The following is a 23296-nucleotide window of genomic DNA, read 5'->3' on the forward strand; positions in this document are numbered from 1 at the left end:
CGCCTATCCCACGTGCGCCGCCGGGCTCTTCGCGTGTCCGGGGGTATGCCTCTTGCATGGGCGCGGGTGAAAAGGACCCGCGCGGCATGAAAACCTTCCTGGATTGGTCGGCTTACGACACCTACGGCATCGGCGACGCCTATTCCGGCATTCCCGCCACGGGCGGGAACTACGCCAAGGCCGTGGCCGTGTGCATGCACAGCCGCGATTGTCAGAATACCGGCAAGGGCGTGATGTGCCCGAGCTACCGCATCACCGGCGACCGCGCCCACTCCACCGAGGCCCGCGTCGCCGCCTTCAAGACGGCTTTGAACGACGGCGGCGACGCGGCCGCCTTCGCCGATCCGCGGCTCGACGCCGCCATGGACCTCTGCGTGTCCTGCAAGGCCTGCAAGAAGGAATGCCCGAGCGCCGTCGACATGACGCTCATCAAGACCGAGTATCTGGCGCAACGGCACGAGATCAAGGGTGTGCCCCTGCGCACCCGCCTGTTCGGCGGGGTGCCGGAATGGACCGGCCGCCACCGCCGCCTGCTGCGCCGTGCCATTCTCCTGCGCAACCGCGTGCCGCTGATGGCCCGGCTCGCCGAGTGGTTCCTCGGCATCACCGCCCGCCGGCCGATCCCGGAGCCGGCACCAGCGGCCTATGTGGCGCCGCCCGCCGCGCCGCATCTGGCGGAACGGGGCGACGTGATCCTGTTCGTGGATACCTTCTGCCACCATTTCGAGCCGGAGGTGGCGGAGGCCGCACGTGAGGTGCTGACTTTCGCCGGCTATCGCGTGCGCATCGCCAAGCCCGACCCATCGGACGCCGAGCCCGACCGGCCTTTGTGCTGCGGCCGCACCTATCTCACCACCGGCATGGTGGAAAAGGCGCGCAGCGAGGGAAAGCGCGTGCTCGCCGCCTTCGAGAGCGAGATCGCCATCGGCACGCCCATCATCGGCCTCGAGCCTTCCTGCCTGCTCTCGCTGCGGGACGAACTCTACAGCCTCGGCCTCGGCCCGAAGATCGGGGCGCTCGGCAAGCAGCTCTATCTGTTCGAGGAATTTCTCGCCCGCGAGCACCAGAACCGGGGCCTGCGGCTGAAGCTGAAGGCGCTGCCCGGCGCGAAGGCGGTGCTGCACGGCCACTGCCACCAGAAGGCGTTCGGGGTGATGAAGGCGACGCGCAAGGTGCTCTCCTTCATTCCCGGCTTCTCCTACGACATCGTGGAGACGAGCTGCTGCGGCATGGCCGGCAGCTTCGGGCTGGAGGCGGAGCATTATGATGCCTCCATGCAGATGGCCGAGATCGCCCTGCTGCCTGCCATGCGCGCCGCACCGGACGACGCACCCCTGATCGCCAACGGCTTCTCCTGCCGCCACCAGATCGAGCACGGTTCGGGCCGCAAGGCGCGCCACATCGCGCTCCTGATCCGGGATGCGCTGGACCGGGACTGAGGCACAGACAGGGGTAGGCCCCACGGGGAAAAGCTTTATCGGCGACGCTGCGCCAGCTATCTATGGGAGAACCGTCGTCGGCCCGATGCGTGAACCGTCGGCCTCAATGCGAGCGCCCCCATGAACGCCATCACCTCGCTGAAGTCCTTCATCCTCGACCGGGTCGAGATGATCGGCGCCCCTTTCTATACCGACGCCCACCGCCTTTCGGTGCCCGAGGACGATCCGCACGACACCCTCGCCGCCGGCGCGGCGGAGGACCATGACCCCGCCGACGGGCAGTCCTTCGCCATCGATTATGTGGACCATGCGGGCAACATCAGCCACCGCCGCATCTCGGTGTGGGCGGTGCAGCGCAATGTGGAGGGCGTGCCCATCCTCATCGCCAAGTGCCACGAGCGGCAGGCGGCGCGCGCCTTCCGGGTGGACCGCATCACCGGCGTGACGGACCTCGACGGGGCGAAGCGCGAGCCGCTGTCGCGCTTCTTCTACGAGACCTTCGGCTTCATCTGGCCCAAGGACGCCGAGGTGGTGGCCCCCGAGGAGCCCGAGGACCAGCGCTGGGACCGCATCCGCATGGTCATCCGCAAGGCCGGCATCGCGCTCCTCGCCGCCTTGGCGCGGGCGGACCGGGAGATCGGCGCGGCGGAGGTGGAGGAGATGGTCTTCTTCTGCGAGCGCGCCTGCGCCGCCGAGGAGATCGACCTCACCGGCGCCGAGCGCGAGCGCCTTGCCGCCTGGGTCGCCCGCCTGCGGCCCACGCCCGAATCCGTGGAAACCTCCCTCGACACCCTGTTCGAGAGCGGCACCGAGGCCATCGCCACCCTGCTGAAGGCCGGCATGCGCGTCATCAACGCCGACGGCTCGCTCAAGGAAGCCGAGGCCGAGATGCTCGACGCCTTCTGCTATGCCCTCACCGGCCGGCACGTAAGATAGGGTTCACCGAAAGCAGAGGCGCGGCGGCACCATATGGCCGCGCCTGCGTTGTCCTCCGAAACCATCCGGAGGACACAATGCCGTCTGCCCGCCCGATCCGCCTCTTTCGTCCCGTCCTTGCGGGAGCCTTCCTCGCGGGTGCGCTGCTGAGCGGCCCCGCGCTGGCGCAGCAGGCCGCCCCGGCCGATCCCCTCCCCTCACGGCCCGCGCCCGCCACGGCCGCGCCCGCACCGGGGACATCGCCCGTCGTCTCGCCCCAGATCGCGCCGCCGCTGGCCGCGCCAAAACCGGGGGATGCGCTGAAGGCGCGGGCGGAACAGACCGTCACCGAGGAGGCGCTCAAGGACGCCGAGGCCGAGGCGCCCGAGGATGCCGAGCGCGCCGCCGCCTGCAAGGCCCACGCGATGGCGCGGCTCAAGGCCCGCTCGCCCTCCGTCGACGACATCTTCATCGACATGGACGGCCTCACCATCGCCAAGGCCGACGCGACCGTGGGGCAGGAGAAGATCACCGCCGTGCTGATGGGCGAGGCCTATATCAAGCGCGACCGCTCGGACAAGGCCCACCGCTTCCTCTGCCTCGTGGGCGAGAAGGACAAGGTGGTGATGACCTTCTTCACCGAACGATAAGCCTCAGGTCTCGACCAGGCCCGTGGTGTTGCCGGAGGCCACCGAATCCGTGCGGCCGTGGGGCTTGGCCAGATATTCGTCCGAGCGCATCTCGTGCAGGCGCGAGATGGTGCGGGCGAACTCGAACGCCTCCGCCCCCTCGGTGCCGAGATAGAGCTGCTCCGGCTCGGCGGCCGCCGAGGCGATGAGCTTCACGTTGGCGTCGTAGAGCGTGTCGATGAGCGAGATGAAGCGCTTCGCCTCGTTGCGCTGGTCCGGCCCGAGAATGGGGATGTGCTCCAGCACGATGGTGTGGAACTGGCGGGCGAGGCTGAGATAGTCCGGGTTCGGTCCCAGCGCCGCCTCGCACAGATCAGCGAAGGAAAAGCGCGCCGCGCCCTGCCCCATGGCGGGGATGGCGAGCTTGCGCCCCTTCAGCAGCATCTCCCCCGGCTTGCCGCCGGTGGGGCCGGCGAGACGCCGCCAGGCCGCCGCCACCGCCGCGTCGGCGGCCGGGCCGAGCGGCGTGTGCCAGGTGCTCACGCCTTCCAGCTTTTCCATACGGTAGTCGGTACGGGAATCGAGGGACATGACACGCATGCGCTGCTCGATCTCGCCGATGAAGGGCAGGAACAACGCGCGGTTGAGGCCCCCGGCATAGAGGTCCTTCGGCGCGACGTTGGAGGTGGCCACCACCACTACCCCGTCGGCGAACAGCTTCTCGAACAGCCGGCCGAGAATCATGGCATCGGCGATGTCGGTGACGTGGAATTCGTCGAAGCACAGCACCTTGGCCTCGTCGGCCAAAGCCTGCGCCACCGGGGCGATGGGATCGGCGCTCTTGCGCTCGCCCTGCTTCTGCGCCTGCCGCTCGCGGAAGATGCGCTCGTGCACGTCGCCCATGAATTCGTGGAAATGCGCCCGGCGCTTGCCCTTGGCCGGCAGCGCATCGAGGAACAGGTCCATGAGCATGGTCTTGCCGCGGCCGACCTTGCCGTAGACATACATGCCCTTGGGCTGGACCGGGGCGCGGCGCTGGAACAGCCAGCCGAGCGCCGAGGATTTCTGCGCCAGCGCCCGCTGCCGCAATTCCAGCTCCAGCCGGGCGAACTCGTTCACCACTTCGGCCTGGGCCGGATCCTCCGAGATTTCCCCAGCGGCAAGTTTCGCCGCATAAAGCTCCGTGACCCGCGCCGTCGTCTCACCCGCCATGAACGTGTTCCCGTTCACCCGCCGTTCCCGGCGCCTTCACCTGCCGCGCCGCGGTTCGGCGCTTGTGCACTGCCGCATCCGCTTAGAGCAGATCGGCGGAAAGTTGAAGCTCAGAGCGTCTCGGCGATGACCAGAGGATGGCCGGGCATGAGCTCGTAGGGCGCCTTCCACCCCGGCAGGGCGGCGATGCGGCCGGCCCAGCGGGCCAGGGCGGGATAATCCTCCACCACCACGCCTGCCCGTTCGGGATAGTAGATGTATCCGGCGAGCGAGATGTCGGCGATGGTGGGCCGGTCGCCCACGAGGAAGTCGGAAGCCTGCAGGTGCTTGTCCGCGACGGCATAGGCCGCCCTCGCGCGCGTCCTGAGGAAGGCGCTCAGCTCGTTCTCGCCCTCGCCCCGCAGCTCGACCATGAAGCGCAGGGTGGCGAAGTAGGATGTGAACTTGTGGTTGTCGAAAAGAATCCAGCGTAGCACCTCGCGCCGGCCTTCCTCGTCGTCGGGCAGGAAGTGGCCGGTCTTCTTCGCGAGATAGTCGAGGATCACGCCCGACTGGGACAGCTTCAGCGCGCCATCCACCAGCACCGGCACCTCGCCCATCTCGTTCACATCGCGCTTGTAGGCCTCGGTGCGGGTCTCGCCGTTGAAATAGTCGACGAACCGGGCCTCCCAGGCGAGCCCGCACAGCTCCAGCATGAGGGCGACACGATAGGCATTGCCCGACTGGGCGAAGCAGTAGAGTTTGAAGGGTGACACGCCGACCGGTCTCCGTGTTGACCACCAGAGCACACTATCCCCATCAGACCCGCCCCCGTCAGGCCCGCCTGCGAAAAGGCGACCGCGCTTAGGCCAAATTCTTTCGTCATCCACCGTCCCGCCCGACAGGAACAGCCGAGCCCGCACGATGGAACCCCTTGCCCCGCCCCGCCACCGTCCGCGCGAGCCGTTCGCCCGCCGCGTGAAGCACTGGCTGGCCGACCACGATCCCGGCGGCATCGACACCACGCGCGCGCTCGCGCTGGGCATCTCTTTCGTCATCGTCATCGCCACCGGCTACGCCACCTCGGTGGGGTTCCGCTTGGGAATGGACACCACCTTTCCGATGATGGCCGGCTGCGCCGCGCTGGTGATGATCTCGTTCAATCCCGGCGCCAGCGCCGCCGCCGAGGGGCGCACCATGCTGCGCCTGTTCGGCGTCTCCGTCGCCTTCCTCGTGCTGCTCACCGCCATCGGCCCCGGCAACGGCACGGCCAACGACATGGTGCAGAAGCTGCTGCTGATCCCGCTGTCCTTCATCGCGCTGGCGCTCAGGCGCTCCGGCATGGACGGCCAGCGCCTCGGCCTCGCGCTGATCGTGGTGGCGACGGTGGGCACCATCATCCGCCCGACGCGGATGGAGGCGGCCATGCTGCTCCTCGCCTTCTGCCAGGGGGCGCTGGTGGCGGCGGCGGTGCGGCTCTCGCCGTGGCGGCCGTCGGCGGTGAACGCCTTCGTGGACACCACCCTCGACATGCAGAGCGCCGTCGCCACCTACCTGCGCGAGCTGTCGGCGGCGGTGCGCGACAATCATCCCTTCCCGCCGGACGCGTCCGAGGTTCTGGAGCACCTGCGCGGGCGCGTCTGGAACGCCCTCGCCAACGCCATCGCGGAAGATCCCGCCGCCCAGCCCGATTTCGAGCAGCTGCGCGTGCGCTTCTATCGCCTGCGCGTGGCGGTGCAGCTTCTCGCCGGCTGCGTGCCGCAGAAGACGCCCGACACCGTGGACTGGCGCCAGCCCTTCGCCGCCGCAGCCGACCACATCGCCCGCCGGCTGGAGGCGGTGGATGTCTCCGATGTCCATGCGGAAGAACGGTTCGAGCGCGCGGTGGCGCAATTGCGTCTCGTTGCCTTCTCGCCGGACCTGCCCGGCGAGGCGCGCTTCGCGCTTCTGCGGGCGCTCACCGCCTTCGATCGCCTCTCCATGGTGGTCACCGGCATCGCGGCGGCCGAGATGGCGCCCTTCCCGCCGCCCCATCCCGATGACGAGCAGGACGCCCTGCCCCCGCCGCCCAGGGCGATCCCCCTCTTCGTCAAGGGGCCGGACGGCCGCCAGATCCTCTCCGCGCCCTACCGGGTCGCCTGCCAGGGCGCCATGGCGACCGCCATCACCACCGCCTTCGACCTCCTCGTCCATCTCGATCACGCCTATTGGGCGACGATGACGGTCATGTTCGTCATCGGCAACAGCGTGGGCGAGACCTACATGCGGGTGCGCTATCGCACGGTGGGCACGCTCATCGGCGTGGCGCTGGGCTTCGGCCTGTTCCTCGCGCTGGAAGGGCAGATCTGGGTCATGGCCGGCTTCTGCATGCTGGCGCAGATGATCGCCGTGGTGACCCAGAAGGACCGTTACGATATCGCCTCCGCCGCGGTCGGCCTCTCGGTGGTGCTGGGCCTTCACATCATCTCCGGGCTCGGGCCGGAGGGCATGGTCGCCCGCGTCTACGAGACGGCCATCGGCGCGGCGGTGGCGCTGGCGGTGTCGTTCATCGTGCTGCCGGTCTACCTCACCGATCAGGTGCGGCCCGAGGTGCGCGCGCTGCTCCGGCGCTGCCGGGCGGCCTTTGCATCGTGGTGGCCGCACCCCGGCGAGACGACCAGTGTCGCGGCGCTGGTGCGGGATGTCCGCTCCCTCGGCCTGCGCCTGCCCAATCTCGGCGCCGAGCAGGTGTTCGGCCATTCGGCGGGAGACGTGGCCAACATCGTCTCCACCCTCGACGTGCTCATCACCTATCTCGCCCTCATGGAGGACGTGGCCCACCGCCTCGCCGCCGCGAACCCCTCGGAGCAACTCGTGACCGTGGTGGAGGCCGCCCGCTCGCGCACCCTCACCGCCTTCGAGGTGGTGCTGGGGGAGGCCGGCGCCGGCAGCGCCGATGCCGCCAATCCCGCTGTGGCCGCCGCCGTTTCCACCGTGCTCGGCCTCGCCGACGACGCCAAGCTCAGGGAAACGTTGCCGCTGGTGGCGGACTATCTCGCCTATTCGGAAGCGCTGCTGCGCCCCCTGCGCGAACTCAATGCGGGCCTGCGCGACAAGCCATGGCGCAAGGAAGACATGATCGCTGCGGGTGCCGCCCCGGCCACGCCAGCGCCTTAGATCCCGCCTTGCCCGCAGTCCACGTGGCTGTACAGTCGAAATCGGGGTGACGGCCGGGCAAAATTGGGGGCCACGACCATCACCCATGGGGGGAGACGATGACGCGGGCTGGCGTTTGCAATTTGGTCGCCGTGATGGCGCTTACGACTGCGGGAATGCATCTGGCCAACGCCCAGACGCCCGTCGATCTGGGCACAATCTGGAACGAGCAGGAAGCCGGATGGCAGGGCGTGTGGACGCGCGTCGGCCGGTCCAACACATTTCAGGCCGTCTGGACCAAAGACAATCGCGTTGTCCGCGCCAGTCTTCAGATGACCGTGAGTGGAAATGTCGTTTCGATCACGCGGGATGACACGTCCGGGCCCGGCGTCGGCAAGGCCGGCTGCGAATATACCGGAACCGTAAAGGGCAATATGATCGCCGGCGATTACAATTGCGCCTGGTCGAAAGCTGCCGGAAAGTGGAAGGCGACCATTTCGCGTTGACCCGTCATACGCAAGCCGTGTCTGGCGCCCGCAGCGGCTTTCTTTAGCGGCGGCCCCCTCGACACGCGCAACGGAGCGCTCCAAGGACGAGCCGGCGCGTTCTCCACTCTGGGTTCAGAGGCCACTCACTGAGCGGGTTGATTCTAATCCGCTCGGGTCGCGCTCTAGAGCGCGACCGGCTTGAAGTGCTTGGAGAGCTTCAGCCCCTGGCCCTGATAGTGGGAGCGCATGTCGGCGCCATAGAGCGTGTGGGGGCGCGCGGCCATGCGCTCGTAGACGAGGCGGCCCACGGTCTGCCCGTGCTCCAGGATGAACGGCACCTCACGGGAGCGCACCTCCAGCACCGCTCGCGCACCGCGCCCGCCGGCCGCCGGATTGCCGAAACCGGGATCGAAGAAGCCGGCATAATGCACCCGGAACTCGCCCACCAGCGGATCGAACGGCACCATCTCCGCCGCATAGTCCGGCGGCACATGCACCGCCTCGCGGGAGGCGAGGATGTAGAAGGCGTCCGGGTCGAGCACGAGGCTGGCCGGCCGGTCCGGCCGCACATGGATGGGCTCCCAGAAGTCCGCCACGTCCAGCACGCCCGCCTGATCCACGTCGATCACGCCCGTATGCTTCTTGGCGCGGAAGCCCATGAGCCCGCCCAGCGCATCGCCCGCGAGGTCCACCCCCAATGCGATGCCGCCCGCCGCCACATCCGGGCTCGTCGCATCCACGAGGCATTCGGCGGTCTGGAGGTTCAGAAGCTCCAGATCGGACAGGCGCGACACACCCCGGCGGAAGCGCACCTGCGACAGGCGCGAGCCGGTGCGCACGAGAATGGGGAAGGTGCGCGGGGAAATTTCGAGATAGAGCGGGCCATTATAGCCGGCCGGGATGGTGTCGAACGCGCGGGCGCCATCGGTGATGACACGCACGAACACGTCGAGCCGCCCGGTGGAGCTTTTGGGGTTGGCGGCGGCAGCCAGATCCGCCGGCAGCTTCAGCCGCTCGAACAGTTCCACCAGATAGACGCAGCCGGTTTCCAGCACCGCGCCCTTGGTGAGATCGAAATCGTGCAGGGCGAGGTCGCCGAGCCGTTCCTTCACCGAGACGCCGGCGCCCGGCAGGAAGCTCGCGCGCACCCGCCATGCGGTGCGGCCGAGGCGCAGGTCCAGGCTCGCCGGCTGGATCTGGTCGTCGTCCAGCGCCTTGCGGCAGGCGATGGCGCCGGACGCCTTCAGCGCCCCGATTGCCTCTGCAGGCAGGATGCCGGGCTTCAGATGCTCCGTGGCACGCATCGTCATATCCGCTTTCCCGTCCTTTTTGTTCGATTTACCGGACGGAGCCCTTGACGCCAAGGGGGCCCCGCTCTTTAGTGCGGCCGTGGAGAATTTGAGCCGGCCGGCTTGCAGCCACGTTAAACAACCATGCTAAAAGGCCGGGGAGACGACAAGGTCGGTCCGTCTGTGCAGCAGCTCCGTCTGCGCATATGGCGAACGCCCGGTCCGGTCCCCTCGGCCTCCCCTCGGAGACCGTCATGTCCGTGGCGCCAAAGCCCCCCCGGTTCGTCCCCCGCGATCCCCTTACACTCCACCCGGAAACACGGCTAGTCCATGGCGGGACGACGCGCTCCCCCTTCGGCGAAACCTCCGAGGCGCTCTTCCTGACGCAGGGCTTCGTCTATGACGATGCCGAAAGCTGCGAGGCGCGCTTCAAGGGCGAGGACCCCGGCTTCGTCTATTCCCGCTATTCCAACCCCACCACCGCCATGTTCGAGGAGCGCATGGCGCTGCTCGAAGGGGCGGAAGCGGCGCGCGCCACAGCGTCCGGCATGGCGGCGGTGAATGCCGCGCTGCTGTGCCAGCTCTCCGCCGGCGACCACGTGCTCGCCGCCCGCGCTTTGTTCGGCTCCTGCCGCTGGATTCTGGAGGATTTCCTCCCCCGCTTCGGCGTCGAGACCACGCTGATCGACGGGGGCGACCTCGACGCCTGGAAGGCGGGCGTGAAGCCCAACACCAAGATCCTGTTCCTCGAAAGCCCCACCAACCCGACGCTGGACCTGATCGACATCGCCGCGGTGGCCGAGATCGCCCACGCGGCGGGGGCGCGCCTCGTGGTGGACAACGTGTTCGCCACCCCCCTCCTCCAGCATCCGTTCGAGCTGGGAGCGGACGTGGTGGTCTATTCCACCACCAAGCATGTGGACGGCCAGGGCCGCTGCCTCGGCGGGGTGATCCTCTCCTCCAAGCAGTTCGTCACCGACCACCTCCAGACCTTCCTGCGCCAGACCGGCCCCTCCATCTCCCCCTTCAATGCGTGGATCATGCTGAAGGGGCTGGAGACGCTGGCCCTGCGCGTGGAGCGCATGCAGGCGAGCGCCGGCAAGGTGGCCGACGCCCTCGCCGCCCTGCCGGGCGTGGAAAAGGTGATCTATCCCGGCCGGTCCGATCACCCGCAGGCGGAACTGGCGAGACGGCAGATGAAGGGCGGCGGCACCCTCGTCACCTTCGTGGTGAAGGACGGCAAGGCCGGTGCCTTCCGCTTCGCCAACGCCCTGCGGCTCATCCGCATCTCCAACAATCTGGGCGATGCGAAGAGCCTCATCACCCACCCCGCCACCACCACGCACCAGCGATTCACGCCGGAGACGCGGGCGGAAATGGGCATTTCCGACGGCCTCCTGCGCCTCTCCGTGGGCCTCGAGCATGCCGACGACCTGATCGCCGACCTGACCGGAGCCGCCGAAGCCTTGTGATTGCAGGCTTCCTGCCGCGCGGACTGCCGCGCCGCACCATGTCCTGTTGCGCGCGGGCGACAACGCAGGTTCACTATGCGCCGCGGGGGCATTTTCTCCCGCGGTGTGAGGAGGTCGAGCGGGTATGTACCGCGCCATCACTCGGAATATTCAGGTGACTGCGACGCCGCGTTATGTGGCCGAGCGGTCGGAGCCCGACCAGGGCCGTCATTTTTGGGCCTATACGATCGAGGTGGCCAATTTGGGCCAGGAGACGGTGCAGCTCAAGGCGCGCCACTGGATCATCACCGACGCCAACGGCCGCACCGAGGAGGTGCACGGGGCCGGCGTCGTCGGCGAGGAACCGACCCTGCCGCCCGGCGGCCGGTTCGAATACACGAGCGGGGTGCCGCTCAACACGGCCACCGGCATCATCCGCGGACGCTACGAGATGGTCACCGACACCGGGGAGGCCTTCTCCATCGAGATCCCGGCCTTCTCGCTGGACGTGCCGGACGTGCGCCGCGTCCTCAACTGACCCCACCCATCCGCCCGGCTCAGGCCGGGCGGGGAAACCTGTTCAGCTTTAACCTTTTTCAGCCTTGGCCTTTTCGGCTTTAGCTTTTTTTGGCCCCTGTCCTTTATTGACGTTGCAGCGAACCGGGCGAGAGGGGAGATCATGCACGCGGGCATTCCCACCGTGGAGGCCGAGGCCGTATCGGTCCTCAGCCTGCGCCCGGTCGCGGCCACGCTCGGCATCCTGCTCGCCATCCTCGGCGCCGCCATGCTGGCACCCGCCGTGGCCGATTTCGCCGCCCGCGCCAACAGCCGGGAGACGTTCGCGGGCGCGGCTTTCGTCGGCTCGGCCGCCGTCACCATCTTCGTCGGCGTGCTCCTGTGGATGACCGGGCGCGGCCAGCTCACCCGCAAGCTCGATCTGCGTCAGGCCTTCGTGCTCACCACCTCGGTCTGGGTGGTGCTCTCGGTGTTCGCCGCGCTGCCGCTCATGTGGGGGTCTTCGCGCCTCTCCTTCACGCGGGCCATGTTCGAGAGCATGTCCGGCCTCACCACAACCGGCGCCAGCGTCATGTCGGGGCTCGACGCCATGTCGCCGGGCATCCTCCTGTGGCGGGCGCTGCTCCACTGGTTCGGCGGCATCGGCATCATCGCCATCGCCATCGCCGTGATGCCGGTGCTCTCCATCGGCGGGATGCAGCTGTTCCGCACGGAATCCTCTGACAAGTCCGACAAGTTCCTGCCCCGCGCCGGCAGCATCGCCAAGCGCCTGCTCCAGGCCTATGTGCTGCTCACCGTCATCTGCGCCGGGTGCTATCTGGCGGCGGGCCTCAAGCCGTTCGATGCGGTGACGCTCGCCATGTCCACTTTGTCGAGCGGCGGCTTCGCCAATTCGGACGCCTCGCTCTCGGTTTTCGCGAGCCCGGCGGTGGACTATGTGGCCATCGTCTTCATGCTGGCCGCGGCCCTGCCCTTCCCGCTCTATGTGCGGGCGCTGTCGGGGGATGCGAGCCGGCTGTTCACCAATCCCGAGGTGCGGGTCTTCCTCGCCATTGTCGGCGTGTTCACGCTGCTGTCCTTCGCCCAGCAGAGCCTGCAGGGCATCGCCAGCGGCGAGATGGCGCTGCGCAGTGCGCTGTTCACGGTCAGCTCGCTCATTTCCACCACCGGCTTCATGTCGGTGGACTACACGAACTGGGGCCCGTTCTCGGATGCCCTCTTCTTCGTTCTGATGTTCCTCGGCGGCTGCACCGGCTCCACCTCGGGCGGGCTGAAGGCGCTCCGGCTCGCCATCACCGCCAAGGCCATCCGCCAGCACCTGAAGCGCATCTCGTTCCGGGCCGGCATCTTCCCCATCCGCTATGGCGGGGCGCCGGTGTCTGACGACGTTGTGGGCTCGGTGCTCTCCTTCGTCTTCCTCTATCTCCTCACCTTCTTCCTGGTGGGCGTCGCGCTGAACGCGATGGGGCTCGATCTGCGCACCGCCTTCTCGGCGGCCATCGCCTGCCTCGCCAATGTGGGGCCGGGCCTCGGTCCGGTGGTGGGTCCGGCCTCCAATTTCGGGGGGCTTCCCGATCCCGCCTTGTGGCTGCTGACCGCTGCCATGATGCTGGGGCGGCTGGAAATCCTCACCGTCCTGGTGCTGTTCATGCCGCGCTTCTGGGTGCGCTGAGGCGCGCCTCAGAAGTGGGCCATATAGCCCCCGTCCACCGCCAGGATCTGGCCGGTGATGTAGGACGCCGCTGGCGAGGCGAGGAACACCGCCGCCCCTGCCACCTCCTCCGGATGCCCCCACCGGCCGAGCGAAGTACGGCGGGAGAGCCATTCCCGCAGCGTCTGGTCGCGCGACTGCGCCTCGTTGGCCGCCGTGAGCATGTAGCCGGGGGCGATGGCGTTCACCGTGATGCCGTGCGGACCGAGATCGGCGGCGAGCGCGCGGGTCAGCGCCTCCAGCCCGCCCTTGGCCGTGGTGTAGGCGGCATCCCCGGCGCGGGAGAGCGGACCGGCGATGGAGGTGATGTTGATGATGCGCCCGCCCGCCTTGCGCGCCACCATGCCCCGCGCCACCTGCCGGGTGAGATGGGCGGGGGCGAGGAGGTCCATCTCCACCAGCCGGCGGAAGTCGGCATCCTCCATGTCGAGGAAGGCGCGGCGGTCGCGGGCGCCGGCATTGTTGACGAGGATGTGGATGGGCGGGGCCTTGGCCAGGACCGCATCCACCGCCGCCGCGTCGAACACGTCGAGCAGGAACGGCTCGGCCTTGCCGCCCTTGCGGATGATGGCGGTGACGGCGGCGCCGAGCCGCTCGGCATGGCGCCCGTTCACCAGCACATGGGCGCCGGCCTGCGCCAGCGCCAGCGCCATCTCGAAGCCGAGGCCGGAGGCCGAGCCGGTGACGAGGGCGGTCTGTCCATCGAGGGCGAAGGGATGGGTCACGGCGGGCCTCCGGGGTTCGTCTCCCCTGCCTACCGCTCCGGGACGATTCAGGCCAGCAGGTAGCCGGTGAGCGCGCCGCAGATAGCGAGGGCGAACAGCCCGCCGTCATGGAGCGCCAAAGCGAGGCGGCTCGGCTGGCCGGACTGGTAGATCCAGGCGGTCGCCCCCACCGTGGCGACGGACCAGCCGGCGCCGACGCAGATCAGCGCCGCCGTGATGCTCTCCGGCGTCGCGAGCCGCTGGAGCGGCACGCCGATGGCGACGAGCACGACGCCCGTCAGCGCGATGGCCAGCGGCGGCAGGCGGTCCCCGGCGAGGGCCAGCGGCACGGCCGGCGCATACATGGCGGCGACGTGCAAGGCGATGAAGCCGAACACCGCCGCCCCGCCGATGCCGCAGCCCACCAGCGCCAGCGGCGCCCCGGACATGACGGCGTTCATCCCGAACCAGGCGACGCCGGCCACCAGCGTCGGCCAGACGATGGCCGAGAGGGGGGCCGTCACCTTGGGGCGGAAGGTGGAAGTGGGATCGTCCGCCAGCATCACCGCGACGCCCAGCGAGCAGGTGTGCGCCAGCGCCGCCAGCGCAGCCGCGCCGACGAGGAAGAAGGGGGCGGCGAGGCTTTCGGCGAAGCCTGCCAGCGTCGGCCCGGCGACGGCAGCAAGAAGGCCGCCGGCCAGCACCCCGGCCGTGGCGGCGGCGGGCCGCCCGCTCGCGGCGGCCGCCTCGTGCCGGTAGAAGAAGGAGAAGCCCTGCGCCATGCCGAGCCAGAGGGCACCGAGGCAGGCCCAGGCGAACTGCCGCTGGATCAGCGCCGCCACCAGCAGGGCGCCGCCGGCGATGCCCACCGAGGCGCCGAGCGCAAAACCGGTGCGGCGGCCGAAGGCATCGCGCAGGAAGGACGCAGGGAAGGACGCGAGCGCCGCGCCGAGCAGCAGGGCGGCGAACGGCCAGGTGACGAGTTCCGGCCGGGGGGCCAGCTGCGCACCCGCGAGCGGCAGCGCAGCGGAGGCCACCGTCTGCGCCAGCACGGCGAAGGCGAAGCCCACCGCGAGACCGAAGGTGGAGACGGCACGGGGGCCGTTGTCATTGGCCGGAGCGTCGAGCTGCGGGTCGCAGACGCAGACCAGCATCCCCGCGCGGGGCTCGGGAGCGGGCGCGGCGCGCCTCACGAGGGGTGCCTTTCCGGTGCGGCGCTGGACGCGGGTCTTGCACTGTCCGGCAGGTCGTCGTCGGAGAGCACGCGAACGGCCGCGCCGTCGAGGTCGTCATACTGCCCGCTCTTGAGGCTCCAGAGGAAGGCGAACAGGCCGCCGAGGCCGAGCAGCAGCGCGAGGGGCACGAGATAGACGAGGACGTTCACGCCGCCACCTCCGTGAGCGCACCGGCTTCGCCCGTCGCGCTGTCATCCCCCACCGCCTCTTCCTTGCGCCCGGGACGGGCCGCGCGCAAGGCGTTCACGGTCACAAGGATGGAAGAGCCGGACATGGCGAGCGCCGCCACCAGCGGCGTCACGAAGCCGGCGATGGCGAGCGGCACCGCGATGATGTTGTAGCCGACCGCAATGGCGAGGTTCTGCCGCATGAGCCGCGCCGCGGTGCGGGCGCCGTCCACAGCGGCGAGCACGGGCCACAGCCGACGGCCGAGGAACACCGCGTCCGCATGGGCCTGGGTGACGGCCGCACCGGTCGCAGGCGAGAGGGACACGGCCGCCGCCGCAAGGGCCGGCGCGTCGTTGAGGCCGTCGCCCACCATGAGCACGCGGCGGCCCTCGGCCTTGAGGGCATCCAGCGCGGCGATCTTGTCGGCGGGCTTGAGGCCGGCCTCGGCCTGCGCAATGCCGAGCGCCGCGGCGACCGGGGCCACGGCGGCGGGACGATCACCCGAGAGGATGCGCACGTCGAGCCCACGCGCCTTCAGCTCGGCGACCACCTCGCGCGCATCGGGCCGCAGCGCCTGGGCGACGCCCATGACGAGCACTTTCTCGCCATGGCGGAAGGCGATGAGGGAGGCGTCGGCGGGCAGATCGGCGGGAGCCACGGCGTCGCAGAAGGAGAGGCTGCCGAGGCGGGCGCGGCGGCCGTCGATGATCGCCTCGATGCCCTGCCCGCTCACCTCGGTGACATGCTCCAGCGCCGGCCCCTTCGCCCGGGCGGCGATGACGCCGGCGAGGGGATGACGGCTCGACAGGGCCAGCCGGCCGGCCAGCGCCACCAGGTCCGGATCGGCACCGCGCGGCAAGGCCAGCGCCGGCTCGGGCAGGGTCAGGGTGCCGGTCTTGTCGAACACCACCGTGTCCACGGCGGCGAGACGCTCTAGCATGTCGCCGGCATTGATGAGCATCCCGGCGCGGAACAGACGGCCCGTCGCCGTCACCTGCACCGCCGGCACGGCGAGCGCCAGCGCGCAGGGGCAGGTGATGATGAGCACGGCCACGGCGATCATCACCGCATCGTGCAGCCCTGCCCCGGCCAAGAGCCAGCCGATGGCCGAGACGAGGGCGGTGAGGTGCACCATGGGCGCATAGAGCCGCGCCACCCGGTCGGCGAGGCGGACATAGGCGCCCTTCTCGGCCAGAGCACCGTCGAGCAGCCGCTGCACGTCGTCCACCAGCGTGTTTTCGCCACCCGCCGTGACGGTGAGGTGCAGCGCGCCCTCGCCGTTGAGGCTGCCGGCATAGACGTGATCCCCCGCCTTCAGGGCGCGCGGCAGCGTCTCTCCGGTGACGAGGCTTTCGTCCACCGCCGAGAGGCCGGAGGCGACGACGCCATCCGCCGCCACCCGCTCGCCGGGATGGATGAGGATGGTGTCGCCCGGCTGGAGCGCCTGCACCGGCACCAGAACGGGCACGCCGTCGGCGCCGATGCGATGGGCCATCTCGCCCCTCAACGCGGCGATGTTGCCGGCGGTGGCGCGGGTGCGCCGGCGCGCCTCGTGATCGAGGTAGCGGCCGGCGAGGAGGAAAAACAGCAGCATGATGGCGCTGTCGAAATAAGCGTGGGGCTGGCTCATGGCCGTTTCCAGCACGCTCATGCCCAGCGCCAGCGTGACGCCAATGGTGATCGGCACGTCCATGTTCAGCCGGCCGGAGCGGATGGCCCGCACAGCGCTCTGGAAGAAGGGCTGCCCGGCATAGGCGGCCGCCGGCAGCGCGATGAGCGCGGAGATCCAGTGGAAGAAGTCGCGCGTCTCGGGGGTGATGTCGGTGACGTTGCCCGACCACACCGAGACCGACAGCAGCATGATGTTCATGGCCGCAAAGCCCGCGACGCCGAGGCAGCGCAACAGCCAGCGGGCGTGCCGCGCCTCGCTCTCCTCCGCCCGGCCGGCGAAGGGATGGGCGCGGTAGCCGAGCGCCTCCAGCTGCCCCACCACCCGGTCCGGAGAGGTGCCTTCCGACCACGCGACGGTGAGGCGGTGGGTCGAGTAGTTGAGGCGGGCGCGCACCACGCCGGGCAGCGCTTTCACCCCGTTCTCGATCTCGCCGATGCAGGCGGCACAATCGATGCCGTCGATGGCGAGACTCATCTGCGCCAGACCGTCCTCGGACGTGCCGACGAAGATGGAATAGTCGATCGCCTCAGACATCTTCAGGTCCCCGGGGGCTGCAGGGAGGGGTGCGGGCTCAGCCCGCGACACGGATCAGCACCGTGCCATGAAATAAAAAGAGTACGACAGGCCGGCGGCGCGACGAGCCGCCCAGCCTCTCGTACCCAAGGCACGGACGGCACTGGACGGTAGCCGCCCGGCAGTCTCGATGCCGCCTCGGGAGGCCCGGAGGATGCCGGTTGCCCGTTCAAGCGGCTTACGGAAGCTGCACACGATTCTTGGACCGGAAGACCCGCTCGCCGCCTTGCGCAAAATCAATCACCAGATCCCACTGGCCGGCTCCGGCCTGGGTCCGGGCGCGGTAGCGGCCGTCGCCCAGCGGTTCGAGGTCCAGCGCCACGTCGCGGCGGGCGTCGGTGGGATGGGCCAGCTCGCCATCGGCGACGAGGTTGGTGAGCGGCTTTCCGTTGGCGTCGCGCACCACGATATTGACCTCGCGGGCGCCGCCGCCGGGCGAGCCGAGCGATACGTCCACCTTCCAGTGCATGGCCGCCTGCCGCTCGGCCGCCTGATGCTCGGCGGTGAAGGCAAGGCCGGCCTTGTAGGAGCTTTCGGTCTCCACCCCCGCGAAGGTGGTGACGGCGAAGCGCGCCATGATGACGTTGACGCCGATGACCACGCCGAAGAAGGCGAGGAGGATGGCGAGCACCGCGCGGCCGGTCAGTTCGCGCGGTGCCTTCGGGGGGGTGGCGGCCGGGGCAGAGGCTCGAGCCATGGTGTATTTCCCTTCGTGCGGCCCGCTCAGGGGCCGATGAAATGGTCGGTGACGGAGGCCGACAGGCCGGAGGCCTTGTCGCGGATGCGGAACGTCACCGGCAGGGAAGCCGCGGGCGGAAGCTTGTCGCCGGTGGTGACGAGCACGCGCACCTCCCGCGTCTGGTCCGGGCCGATGGTGAGGCCGTCCGCATTGTCGCCGATCACTTCGAGGCTGGCGTCGGGAACGCCCTCGACGGAGAGGATGAAGGTCCGCTCCTCCAGCTTCTTGTTGATGAGGCGGATGGTGTAGGCATTGCGGATCGCGCCGCTGGAGAGCCGCACAAACAGCGGGTTGCGGTCGTGGATGGCGGCGACGCCTTCCGTCGAGCGCCCGATCAGCGCGGTGAGCATGAGGCCGGAAACGAGGGCGATCAGCACGCCGTAGAGGATGGTGCGCGGGCGCAGGATGCGCTGGACGAAGGGCTTGCCTGCGGCGCGCGCCTCAAGATTCGCCTCGCTCTCATAGGTGATGAGGTTCCCCGGACGGCCGATCTTGTGCATCACCGTATTGCAGGCATCGATGCACAGGCCGCACTGGATGCAGGGCAGCTGGAGACCATGGCGGATGTCGACGCCCGTGGGACACACCGCGACGCACTGGCCGCAATCCACGCAATCACCCGCGGGCAGGCCCTTCTCGCGCAGCACAGCCGCCTTCTTCACCGAGCCGCGGGGTTCGCCGCGATCGTAGAGATAGGTGACGTTGAGCGCGTATTCGTCGGTCAGCGCAGCCTGGATGCGCGGCCAGGGGCACATATAGGTGCACACCTGCTCGCGCATGTGGCCGGCGAGGGCGTAGGTGGTGAAGGTCAGCACCCCGATGGACATGTAGGCCACGGCAGACGCCTGGAACGTGGCCAGCTCGACCACCAGAGTGGGCGCATCGGCGAAATAGAGCACCCAGGCGCCGCCAGTCCACCAGGCGATCAGCAGCCAGACGGAGTGCTTGAGCGTCTTGTGGGCGACCTTCTCCATGGTCCACGGCCCGGCATCGGAGATCATCCGCTCGCGGCGGTCGCCCTCGATGAGGCGCTCCACGGCCATGAACAGGTCGGTCCACACCGTCTGCGGGCAGAGATAGCCGCACCAGACGCGGCCGGCCACCGCGTTCATCAGAAACAGGATGAGCGCGGAGAGGATGAGCAGGCCGGCGACGTAATAGAATTCCTGGGGCCAGATCTCGAGGAAGAAGAAGTAGAAACGGCGGGCCGGGAAATCGATGAGCACCGCCTGATTGGGCGCGTCCGGCCCGCGGTCCCAGCGCACGAACGGCAGCAGATAGTAGATGCCGAGGGTGATCCCGAGCAAAACCCACTTGATGGTGCGGAAGCGACCGTGGACGCTCTGGGGATAGATCTGGCGCCGGGCTTCGTAGAGCGGGATGTCGTCGTCGCCGCTCACGACCACGGGGGCCTTCTTGTCCTCGGACTTGGTGGACAGGGCAGTCATCATCTTCACCGCGGTTCGCCGGTCAAGACGGACCGGCCATACGTGTCGGGGCCGAGCCCCTCGGGCGCAGACGCGAAGACCCCCGTCTCCGTTCTGCTGCACTACATTCATATCTTAGAATGTAGATGTGATCCCCAAAGCAAAAGGTCGCGCCGACGTTTGGTCGCGCGACCTTTTGGCATCTGCGCCTCTCGGCCAATCCGGGCGGTGCGCGTGTCCGCCCGGAAGACTGGCCGGTGGGCGCGTCCGGGGCGGAAAGCCCCGGACTTCAGGCTCAGCGTCCGCCGCCCAGCGAGTGGACGTAGACGGTGAGCGCCTTGATCGTGGTCGGGTCGAGGCGCGCGTGCCAAGCCGGCATCACGTTGCCGCGTCCGTTGGTGACACCATACTCGATGGTGGCCTTGTCGGAGCCATAGAGCCAGATGCCGTCGGTGAGGTTCGGAGCGCCCATCTCCTGGTTGCCCTTGCCATCCTCGCCGTGGCACGCGGCGCAATTGCCCTCGAACACTTCCTTGCCCTTGGCGAAATCTGCGCCGGGCTTGGCGATGCCGGAGAGGGTCCGCACATAGTCCGCCACCGCCGAGATTTCCGGCTTCTGCAGGATGCCGTCCTTGCCGAAGGCCGGCATGCTGCCCTGGCGGGTGTCGGGATCGTTGGCGCGAATGCCGTGCTCGATGGTCGTCTGGATCTGCTCCAGCGAACCGCCCCACAGCCAGTCGTCGTCATTGAGGTTGGGGAAGCCGGTGGCGCCGCCGCCGCCCGCGCCGTGGCAGGGCGCGCAATTGTCGGCAAAGGCCACGCGGCCCTGGGCCCGGGCGAGGGAGAGCAGCGTCGGCGTCTGCTCAATCTGCTCAAGCGAGGCGTTGGCGAGCTTGGCCGCGCTCTCCGACCGGATGGCGTTGAGATCGGCGATCTGCATCGCCACCGCCGAGCGCGAATGCCAGCCGAGGAGGCCCGGCGTCGCGGAGGAAACGAGCGGCCATGCCGGATACAGGATCCAGTAGCCGATCGCCCAGACGATGCAGGCGTACCACACCCACAGCCACCAGCGCGGCAGCGGGTTGTTCAGTTCGGAGATGCCATCCCATTCATGACCGGTGGTCGAGACGCCGGTTGCCTGGTCGACCTTGCCGTGGGTGTCGTTGGTCGTGCTCACGGGATCAATCCTCTTTGAGCGGAATGTTGGCGGCGTCGTCGAATTCCTTCTTCCTCGCTTTAGAGGGCCAGAAGGCGTAAGCGACCACCAGCAGGAAGGCGACGACGAAGAGGATCAGGCCCCCCGTCTGAGCGAAGGCCGCGAGACCGAGATAGGTGTCGTGCATCGATCACCTCACATTCGCCTGGTTGTCGTAGAGCTTGAAGTCGACGAGCGTGCCCAGCATCTGCAGATAGGCGATGAGCGCGTCGGCCTCGGTGAGTTCGCCGGGATTGCCGTCGTAGTCGCGGCCCTGCGCCTTGGGATAGCGCTTCTGCAGGCCGTCGGAGTCGGCCGCGTCGGTGGTCGCCTGGGTCTTCAGGTCATCCTGCGCCTTGGCGATCATCTCGTCGGTGTAGGGCACGCCGAGGACCTGCTGGACCCGCATTTCCTCGCCGATGTGCTTGGCGTTGAGCTTGGTCTTCGCCAGCCAGGGGTAGCTCGGCATGATGGAGGCCGGCACCACGGAGCGCGGGTTGTTCAGGTGCTCCACCTGCCACAGGTCCGAATACTTGCCGCCGACGCGGGCAAGGTCGGGACCGGTGCGCTTGGAGCCCCACTGGAACGGGCGGTCGTACATGCTCTCGGCCGCCAGCGAGTAGTGACCGTAGCGCTCCACCTCGTCGCGCAGCGGGCGGATCATCTGCGAGTGGCAGTTGTAGCAGCCCTCGCGGACGTAGATGTTGCGACCGGCCAGCTCGAGCGGGGTGTAGGGACGCATGCCCTCCACCTTCTCAATGGTGCTCTTCAGGTAGAAGAGCGGCGCGATCTCGACGAGGCCGCCGATGGAGATCATCACCAGGATGCCCAGCATCAGCCAGTAGGAGTGCTTCTCGAAGATCTGGTGCTTGGACCAGATGGAGGTGCCTTGGGTTGCCATGCTCGCCTCCTCACTCGGCCGCCTGCAGGGCGAGCTCGCGCTCGGCTGCGGTCTGGGGCGTGGTGATGGTCTTCCAGATGTTCCAGGCCATGATGAGAGCGCCCGTGAGGAAGAGGATGCCGCCCAGGGCACGGATCACGTAGAGCGGATGCATCGCCTCGACCGTCTCGATGAACGAGTATTCGAGGAAGCCCAGCTGCGTGTAGGCGCGCCACATGAGGCCCTGCAGGATGCCCGCGACCCACATCGAGGAGATGTAGAGCACGATGCCGAGGGTCGAGACCCAGAAGTGCCAGTTGATGGCCTTGACCGAATACATTTCGCGCTTGTTCCAGAGCCAGGGCACCAGGCAGTAGATGGCGCCGAAGGAGATGTAGGCCACCCAGCCCAGCGCGCCGGAGTGCACGTGGCCGATGGTCCATTCGGTGTAGTGGCTGAGCGAGTTCACCGCCTTCACCGACATCATCGGACCTTCGAAGGTGGACATGCCGTAGAAGGCGACAGCCACCACCATCATGCGGATGACGGGATCGGTGCGCAGCTTGTCCCAGGCGCCGGAGAGCGTCATGAGGCCGTTGATCATGCCACCCCAGGAGGGCATCCACAGGATCACCGAGAAGGTCATGCCCAGCGTCTGCGCCCAGTCCGGCAGCGCCGTGTAGTGCAGGTGGTGCGGGCCGGCCCAGATGTAGATGAAGATCAGCGCCCAGAAGTGCACGATGGACAGGCGGTAGGAATAGACCGGCCGCTCGGCGCGCTTCGGGATGAAGTAGTACATCAGGGCGAGGAAGCCGGCGGTCAGGAAGAAGCCCACCGCGTTGTGGCCGTACCACCACTGGAACATGGCGTCCTGCACGCCGGACCACAGGATGTAGGACTTCGGCGAGAAGACCGACACCGGGATGGTGGCGTTGTTGCCGAGATGTAGGACCGCGATGGTGATGATGAAGGCAAGGTAGAACCAGTTGGCCACATAGATGTGCGGCTCGTTGCGCTTCAGCAGCGTCACCAGGAACACCAGCAGGTAGGTGACCCAGACCACGGTGAGCCACAGGTCGGAATACCACTCGGGCTCGGCGTATTCCTTGCCCTGGGTTATGCCGAGCAGGTAGCCCGTACCGGCAATGACGATGAAGAAGTTGTAGCCGAGGATCACGAACCAGGGGGCGAGGTCGCCGGCGAGGCGGGCGCGCGAGGTCCGCTGCACCACGTAGAAGGACGTGGCGAGGAGCACGTTGCCGCCGAAGGCGAAGATCACCGCCGAGGTGTGCAGCGGCCGCAACCGGCCGAATGAAATCCAGGGCAGATCGAAGTTGAACAGCGGGAAGGCCAGCTGCAGCGCGGCGATCACACCCACCAGGAAGCCGGCGATGCCCCACACCACGGCGGCGATGGTGGCGAACTTCACCACGCCCATGTTGTAGTTGGGCTTGCCGTCAATGAACTGCGGCACCGGGCCGGCCGGGCGGTTCATGTAGCGGTTGCCGATCGCGAACACGGCCGCGATGCTCGCCGCCGCGAACAGGTAGGCATGGAACGCATATTCCGGCGTGTAGGCCTTCGCCGCCACGACGATCGAGAAAAGGGCGAAGAGGGAGAACACCCCGATGAGAGCGCCCTCACCCCACCTCAACGACTTCGCCGGGGGCTGGATTGGAGCTTGCAATGTTGTCATCTGTGGACCCTTCACGCCGGAGCGCAGAACTACACCCGGGGGACTAGGACGCAGAACAACGCCCTAGGACCGTTTTTCACCTTGACGCAGGTCAAAGGCTATGCCCGTCGAAATACGGATGTGCGCTGTGGCGGGCCGTCGCAAGTCGGCAAGCCTATTGCCGCAGTGCAGCGGACATCAGGTCGCATAGCCATCGTGCAAACGCTGGACGCGCGAGCCTGGAACGCCTCCAGGCTCCACCAG

General features: G+C 68.4%; 21 protein-coding genes and 1 riboswitch. Of the genes, 8 read left to right on the plus strand and 13 right to left on the minus strand.

Annotated elements, in window-relative coordinates; genetic code table 11:
* Positions 1 to 86 precede the first annotated feature (86 nt).
* From V5F74_RS16485 to V5F74_RS16495, 3 genes are all read left to right on the plus strand, one after another.
* On the plus strand, positions 87 to 1439 hold the full coding sequence (locus V5F74_RS16485; protein WP_394009244.1) for a (Fe-S)-binding protein: 1353 nt from the start codon (positions 87 to 89) through the stop codon (positions 1437 to 1439).
* Positions 1440 to 1559: 120 nt separating this feature from the next.
* Positions 1560 to 2375 (plus strand): WYL domain-containing protein, encoded by an 816-nt coding sequence (locus V5F74_RS16490; RefSeq protein WP_029557096.1) that lies wholly within the window; start codon positions 1560 to 1562, stop codon positions 2373 to 2375.
* Positions 2376 to 2452: 77 nt separating this feature from the next.
* Positions 2453 to 3004 carry a hypothetical protein gene (locus tag V5F74_RS16495; protein WP_394009246.1) on the plus strand — a complete coding sequence of 184 codons (552 nt, stop codon included), beginning with the start codon at positions 2453 to 2455 and terminating at the stop codon, positions 3002 to 3004.
* A 3-nt stretch (positions 3005 to 3007) separates the two neighbouring features.
* On the opposite strand, the gene zapE is transcribed toward V5F74_RS16495, so the two are convergent.
* Together zapE and V5F74_RS16505 are read right to left on the minus strand one after the other, a co-directional pair.
* Positions 3008 to 4195, minus strand: a complete 1188-nt coding sequence (zapE, locus tag V5F74_RS16500; RefSeq protein ID WP_024277467.1) for a cell division protein ZapE — start codon at positions 4193 to 4195, stop codon at positions 3008 to 3010.
* A 110-nt stretch (positions 4196 to 4305) separates the two neighbouring features.
* The gene (locus V5F74_RS16505; RefSeq protein WP_394009248.1) at positions 4306 to 4950 is read right to left on the minus strand and encodes a glutathione S-transferase family protein; all 645 of its coding nucleotides are present in this window, start codon (positions 4948 to 4950) and stop codon (positions 4306 to 4308) included.
* A 148-nt stretch (positions 4951 to 5098) separates the two neighbouring features.
* Here V5F74_RS16505 and V5F74_RS16510 point away from each other — a divergent pair, with 148 nt between their 5' ends.
* Positions 5099 to 7330 carry an FUSC family protein gene (locus tag V5F74_RS16510; protein ID WP_029557093.1) on the plus strand — a complete coding sequence of 744 codons (2232 nt, stop codon included), beginning with the start codon at positions 5099 to 5101 and terminating at the stop codon, positions 7328 to 7330.
* Between the two features lie 155 nt (positions 7331 to 7485).
* Entirely contained in the window at positions 7486 to 7815 is a 330-nt protein-coding gene (locus tag V5F74_RS16515; protein ID WP_051679015.1) for a hypothetical protein, read from the plus strand.
* A 164-nt stretch (positions 7816 to 7979) separates the two neighbouring features.
* Here the strand turns inward: V5F74_RS16515 and V5F74_RS16520 are convergent, their stop codons facing one another.
* Positions 7980 to 9107, minus strand: coding sequence for a 2'-deoxycytidine 5'-triphosphate deaminase (locus V5F74_RS16520; RefSeq protein ID WP_029557091.1), 1128 nt, complete (start codon positions 9105 to 9107; stop codon positions 7980 to 7982).
* A 69-nt stretch (positions 9108 to 9176) separates the two neighbouring features.
* A riboswitch (SAM riboswitch) is annotated at positions 9177 to 9257 on the plus strand.
* An 83-nt stretch (positions 9258 to 9340) separates the two neighbouring features.
* Here V5F74_RS16520 and V5F74_RS16525 point away from each other — a divergent pair.
* From V5F74_RS16525 to V5F74_RS16535, 3 genes are all read left to right on the plus strand, one after another.
* On the plus strand, positions 9341 to 10558 hold the full coding sequence (locus tag V5F74_RS16525) for an O-succinylhomoserine sulfhydrylase (RefSeq protein ID WP_394009251.1): 1218 nt from the start codon (positions 9341 to 9343) through the stop codon (positions 10556 to 10558).
* Between the two features lie 124 nt (positions 10559 to 10682).
* On the plus strand, positions 10683 to 11075 hold the full coding sequence (gene apaG, locus V5F74_RS16530; protein WP_024277461.1) for a Co2+/Mg2+ efflux protein ApaG: 393 nt from the start codon (positions 10683 to 10685) through the stop codon (positions 11073 to 11075).
* 141 nt (positions 11076 to 11216) lie between these two features.
* Positions 11217 to 12725 (plus strand): TrkH family potassium uptake protein, encoded by a 1509-nt coding sequence (locus V5F74_RS16535; protein WP_024277460.1) that lies wholly within the window; start codon positions 11217 to 11219, stop codon positions 12723 to 12725.
* A gap of 8 nt (positions 12726 to 12733) precedes the next feature.
* Here the strand turns inward: V5F74_RS16535 and V5F74_RS16540 are convergent, their stop codons facing one another.
* The 10 genes from V5F74_RS16540 to ccoN all read right to left on the minus strand — a co-directional run bounded on the left by V5F74_RS16540 (position 12734) and on the right by ccoN (position 23053).
* Positions 12734 to 13489, minus strand: a complete 756-nt coding sequence (locus V5F74_RS16540; RefSeq protein WP_029557088.1) for an SDR family oxidoreductase — start codon at positions 13487 to 13489, stop codon at positions 12734 to 12736.
* A 47-nt stretch (positions 13490 to 13536) separates the two neighbouring features.
* Positions 13537 to 14661, minus strand: a complete 1125-nt coding sequence (locus V5F74_RS16545; RefSeq protein ID WP_394009254.1) for a hypothetical protein — start codon at positions 14659 to 14661, stop codon at positions 13537 to 13539.
* On the minus strand, positions 14658 to 14852 hold the full coding sequence (gene ccoS, locus V5F74_RS16550) for a cbb3-type cytochrome oxidase assembly protein CcoS (protein ID WP_394009256.1): 195 nt from the start codon (positions 14850 to 14852) through the stop codon (positions 14658 to 14660). Before ccoS ends, V5F74_RS16545 begins: the two co-directional genes overlap by 4 nt.
* Positions 14849 to 17077 (minus strand): heavy metal translocating P-type ATPase, encoded by a 2229-nt coding sequence (locus V5F74_RS16555; protein WP_394009258.1) that lies wholly within the window; start codon positions 17075 to 17077, stop codon positions 14849 to 14851. Before V5F74_RS16555 ends, ccoS begins: the two co-directional genes overlap by 4 nt.
* A 217-nt stretch (positions 17078 to 17294) precedes the next feature.
* Positions 17295 to 17813, minus strand: coding sequence for a FixH family protein (locus tag V5F74_RS16560; RefSeq protein WP_051679013.1), 519 nt, complete (start codon positions 17811 to 17813; stop codon positions 17295 to 17297).
* A 26-nt stretch (positions 17814 to 17839) separates the two neighbouring features.
* On the minus strand, positions 17840 to 19303 hold the full coding sequence (gene ccoG, locus V5F74_RS16565; protein ID WP_081837824.1) for a cytochrome c oxidase accessory protein CcoG: 1464 nt from the start codon (positions 19301 to 19303) through the stop codon (positions 17840 to 17842).
* A gap of 274 nt (positions 19304 to 19577) precedes the next feature.
* Positions 19578 to 20459, minus strand: a complete 882-nt coding sequence (gene ccoP, locus V5F74_RS16570; protein ID WP_024277453.1) for a cytochrome-c oxidase, cbb3-type subunit III — start codon at positions 20457 to 20459, stop codon at positions 19578 to 19580.
* A gap of 4 nt (positions 20460 to 20463) precedes the next feature.
* Positions 20464 to 20625, minus strand: coding sequence for a cbb3-type cytochrome c oxidase subunit 3 (locus tag V5F74_RS16575; protein WP_029557082.1), 162 nt, complete (start codon positions 20623 to 20625; stop codon positions 20464 to 20466).
* Positions 20626 to 20628: 3 nt separating this feature from the next.
* Positions 20629 to 21378 carry a cytochrome-c oxidase, cbb3-type subunit II gene (ccoO, locus tag V5F74_RS16580; RefSeq protein ID WP_029557081.1) on the minus strand — a complete coding sequence of 250 codons (750 nt, stop codon included), beginning with the start codon at positions 21376 to 21378 and terminating at the stop codon, positions 20629 to 20631.
* A 10-nt stretch (positions 21379 to 21388) separates the two neighbouring features.
* Positions 21389 to 23053, minus strand: a complete 1665-nt coding sequence (gene ccoN, locus V5F74_RS16585) for a cytochrome-c oxidase, cbb3-type subunit I (protein WP_394009261.1) — start codon at positions 23051 to 23053, stop codon at positions 21389 to 21391.
* Positions 23054 to 23296 lie beyond the last annotated feature (243 nt).

Origin of the sequence: Xanthobacter aminoxidans, assembly GCF_043193615.1 — a bacterium.
GTDB classification, from domain to species: Bacteria; Pseudomonadota; Alphaproteobacteria; order Rhizobiales; family Xanthobacteraceae; genus Xanthobacter; species Xanthobacter aminoxidans.

Coding starts and splice junctions, on each gene's coding strand:
- V5F74_RS16485 (WP_394009244.1), top strand. CDS start 87: ATGAAAACCTTCCTGGATTGGTCGGCTTACGACACCTACGGCATCGGC.
- V5F74_RS16490 (WP_029557096.1), top strand. CDS start 1,560: ATGAACGCCATCACCTCGCTGAAGTCCTTCATCCTCGACCGGGTCGAG.
- V5F74_RS16495 (WP_394009246.1), top strand. CDS start 2,453: ATGCCGTCTGCCCGCCCGATCCGCCTCTTTCGTCCCGTCCTTGCGGGA.
- zapE (WP_024277467.1), bottom strand. CDS start 4,195: ATGGCGGGTGAGACGACGGCGCGGGTCACGGAGCTTTATGCGGCGAAA.
- V5F74_RS16510 (WP_029557093.1), top strand. CDS start 5,099: ATGGAACCCCTTGCCCCGCCCCGCCACCGTCCGCGCGAGCCGTTCGCC.
- V5F74_RS16515 (WP_051679015.1), top strand. CDS start 7,486: ATGCATCTGGCCAACGCCCAGACGCCCGTCGATCTGGGCACAATCTGG.
- V5F74_RS16520 (WP_029557091.1), bottom strand. CDS start 9,107: ATGACGATGCGTGCCACGGAGCATCTGAAGCCCGGCATCCTGCCTGCA.
- V5F74_RS16525 (WP_394009251.1), top strand. CDS start 9,341: ATGTCCGTGGCGCCAAAGCCCCCCCGGTTCGTCCCCCGCGATCCCCTT.
- apaG (WP_024277461.1), top strand. CDS start 10,683: ATGTACCGCGCCATCACTCGGAATATTCAGGTGACTGCGACGCCGCGT.
- V5F74_RS16535 (WP_024277460.1), top strand. CDS start 11,217: ATGCACGCGGGCATTCCCACCGTGGAGGCCGAGGCCGTATCGGTCCTC.
- V5F74_RS16555 (WP_394009258.1), bottom strand. CDS start 17,077: ATGTCTGAGGCGATCGACTATTCCATCTTCGTCGGCACGTCCGAGGAC.
- V5F74_RS16560 (WP_051679013.1), bottom strand. CDS start 17,813: ATGGCTCGAGCCTCTGCCCCGGCCGCCACCCCCCCGAAGGCACCGCGC.
- ccoG (WP_081837824.1), bottom strand. CDS start 19,303: ATGACTGCCCTGTCCACCAAGTCCGAGGACAAGAAGGCCCCCGTGGTC.
- V5F74_RS16575 (WP_029557082.1), bottom strand. CDS start 20,625: ATGCACGACACCTATCTCGGTCTCGCGGCCTTCGCTCAGACGGGGGGC.
- ccoO (WP_029557081.1), bottom strand. CDS start 21,378: ATGGCAACCCAAGGCACCTCCATCTGGTCCAAGCACCAGATCTTCGAG.
- ccoN (WP_394009261.1), bottom strand. CDS start 23,053: ATGACAACATTGCAAGCTCCAATCCAGCCCCCGGCGAAGTCGTTGAGG.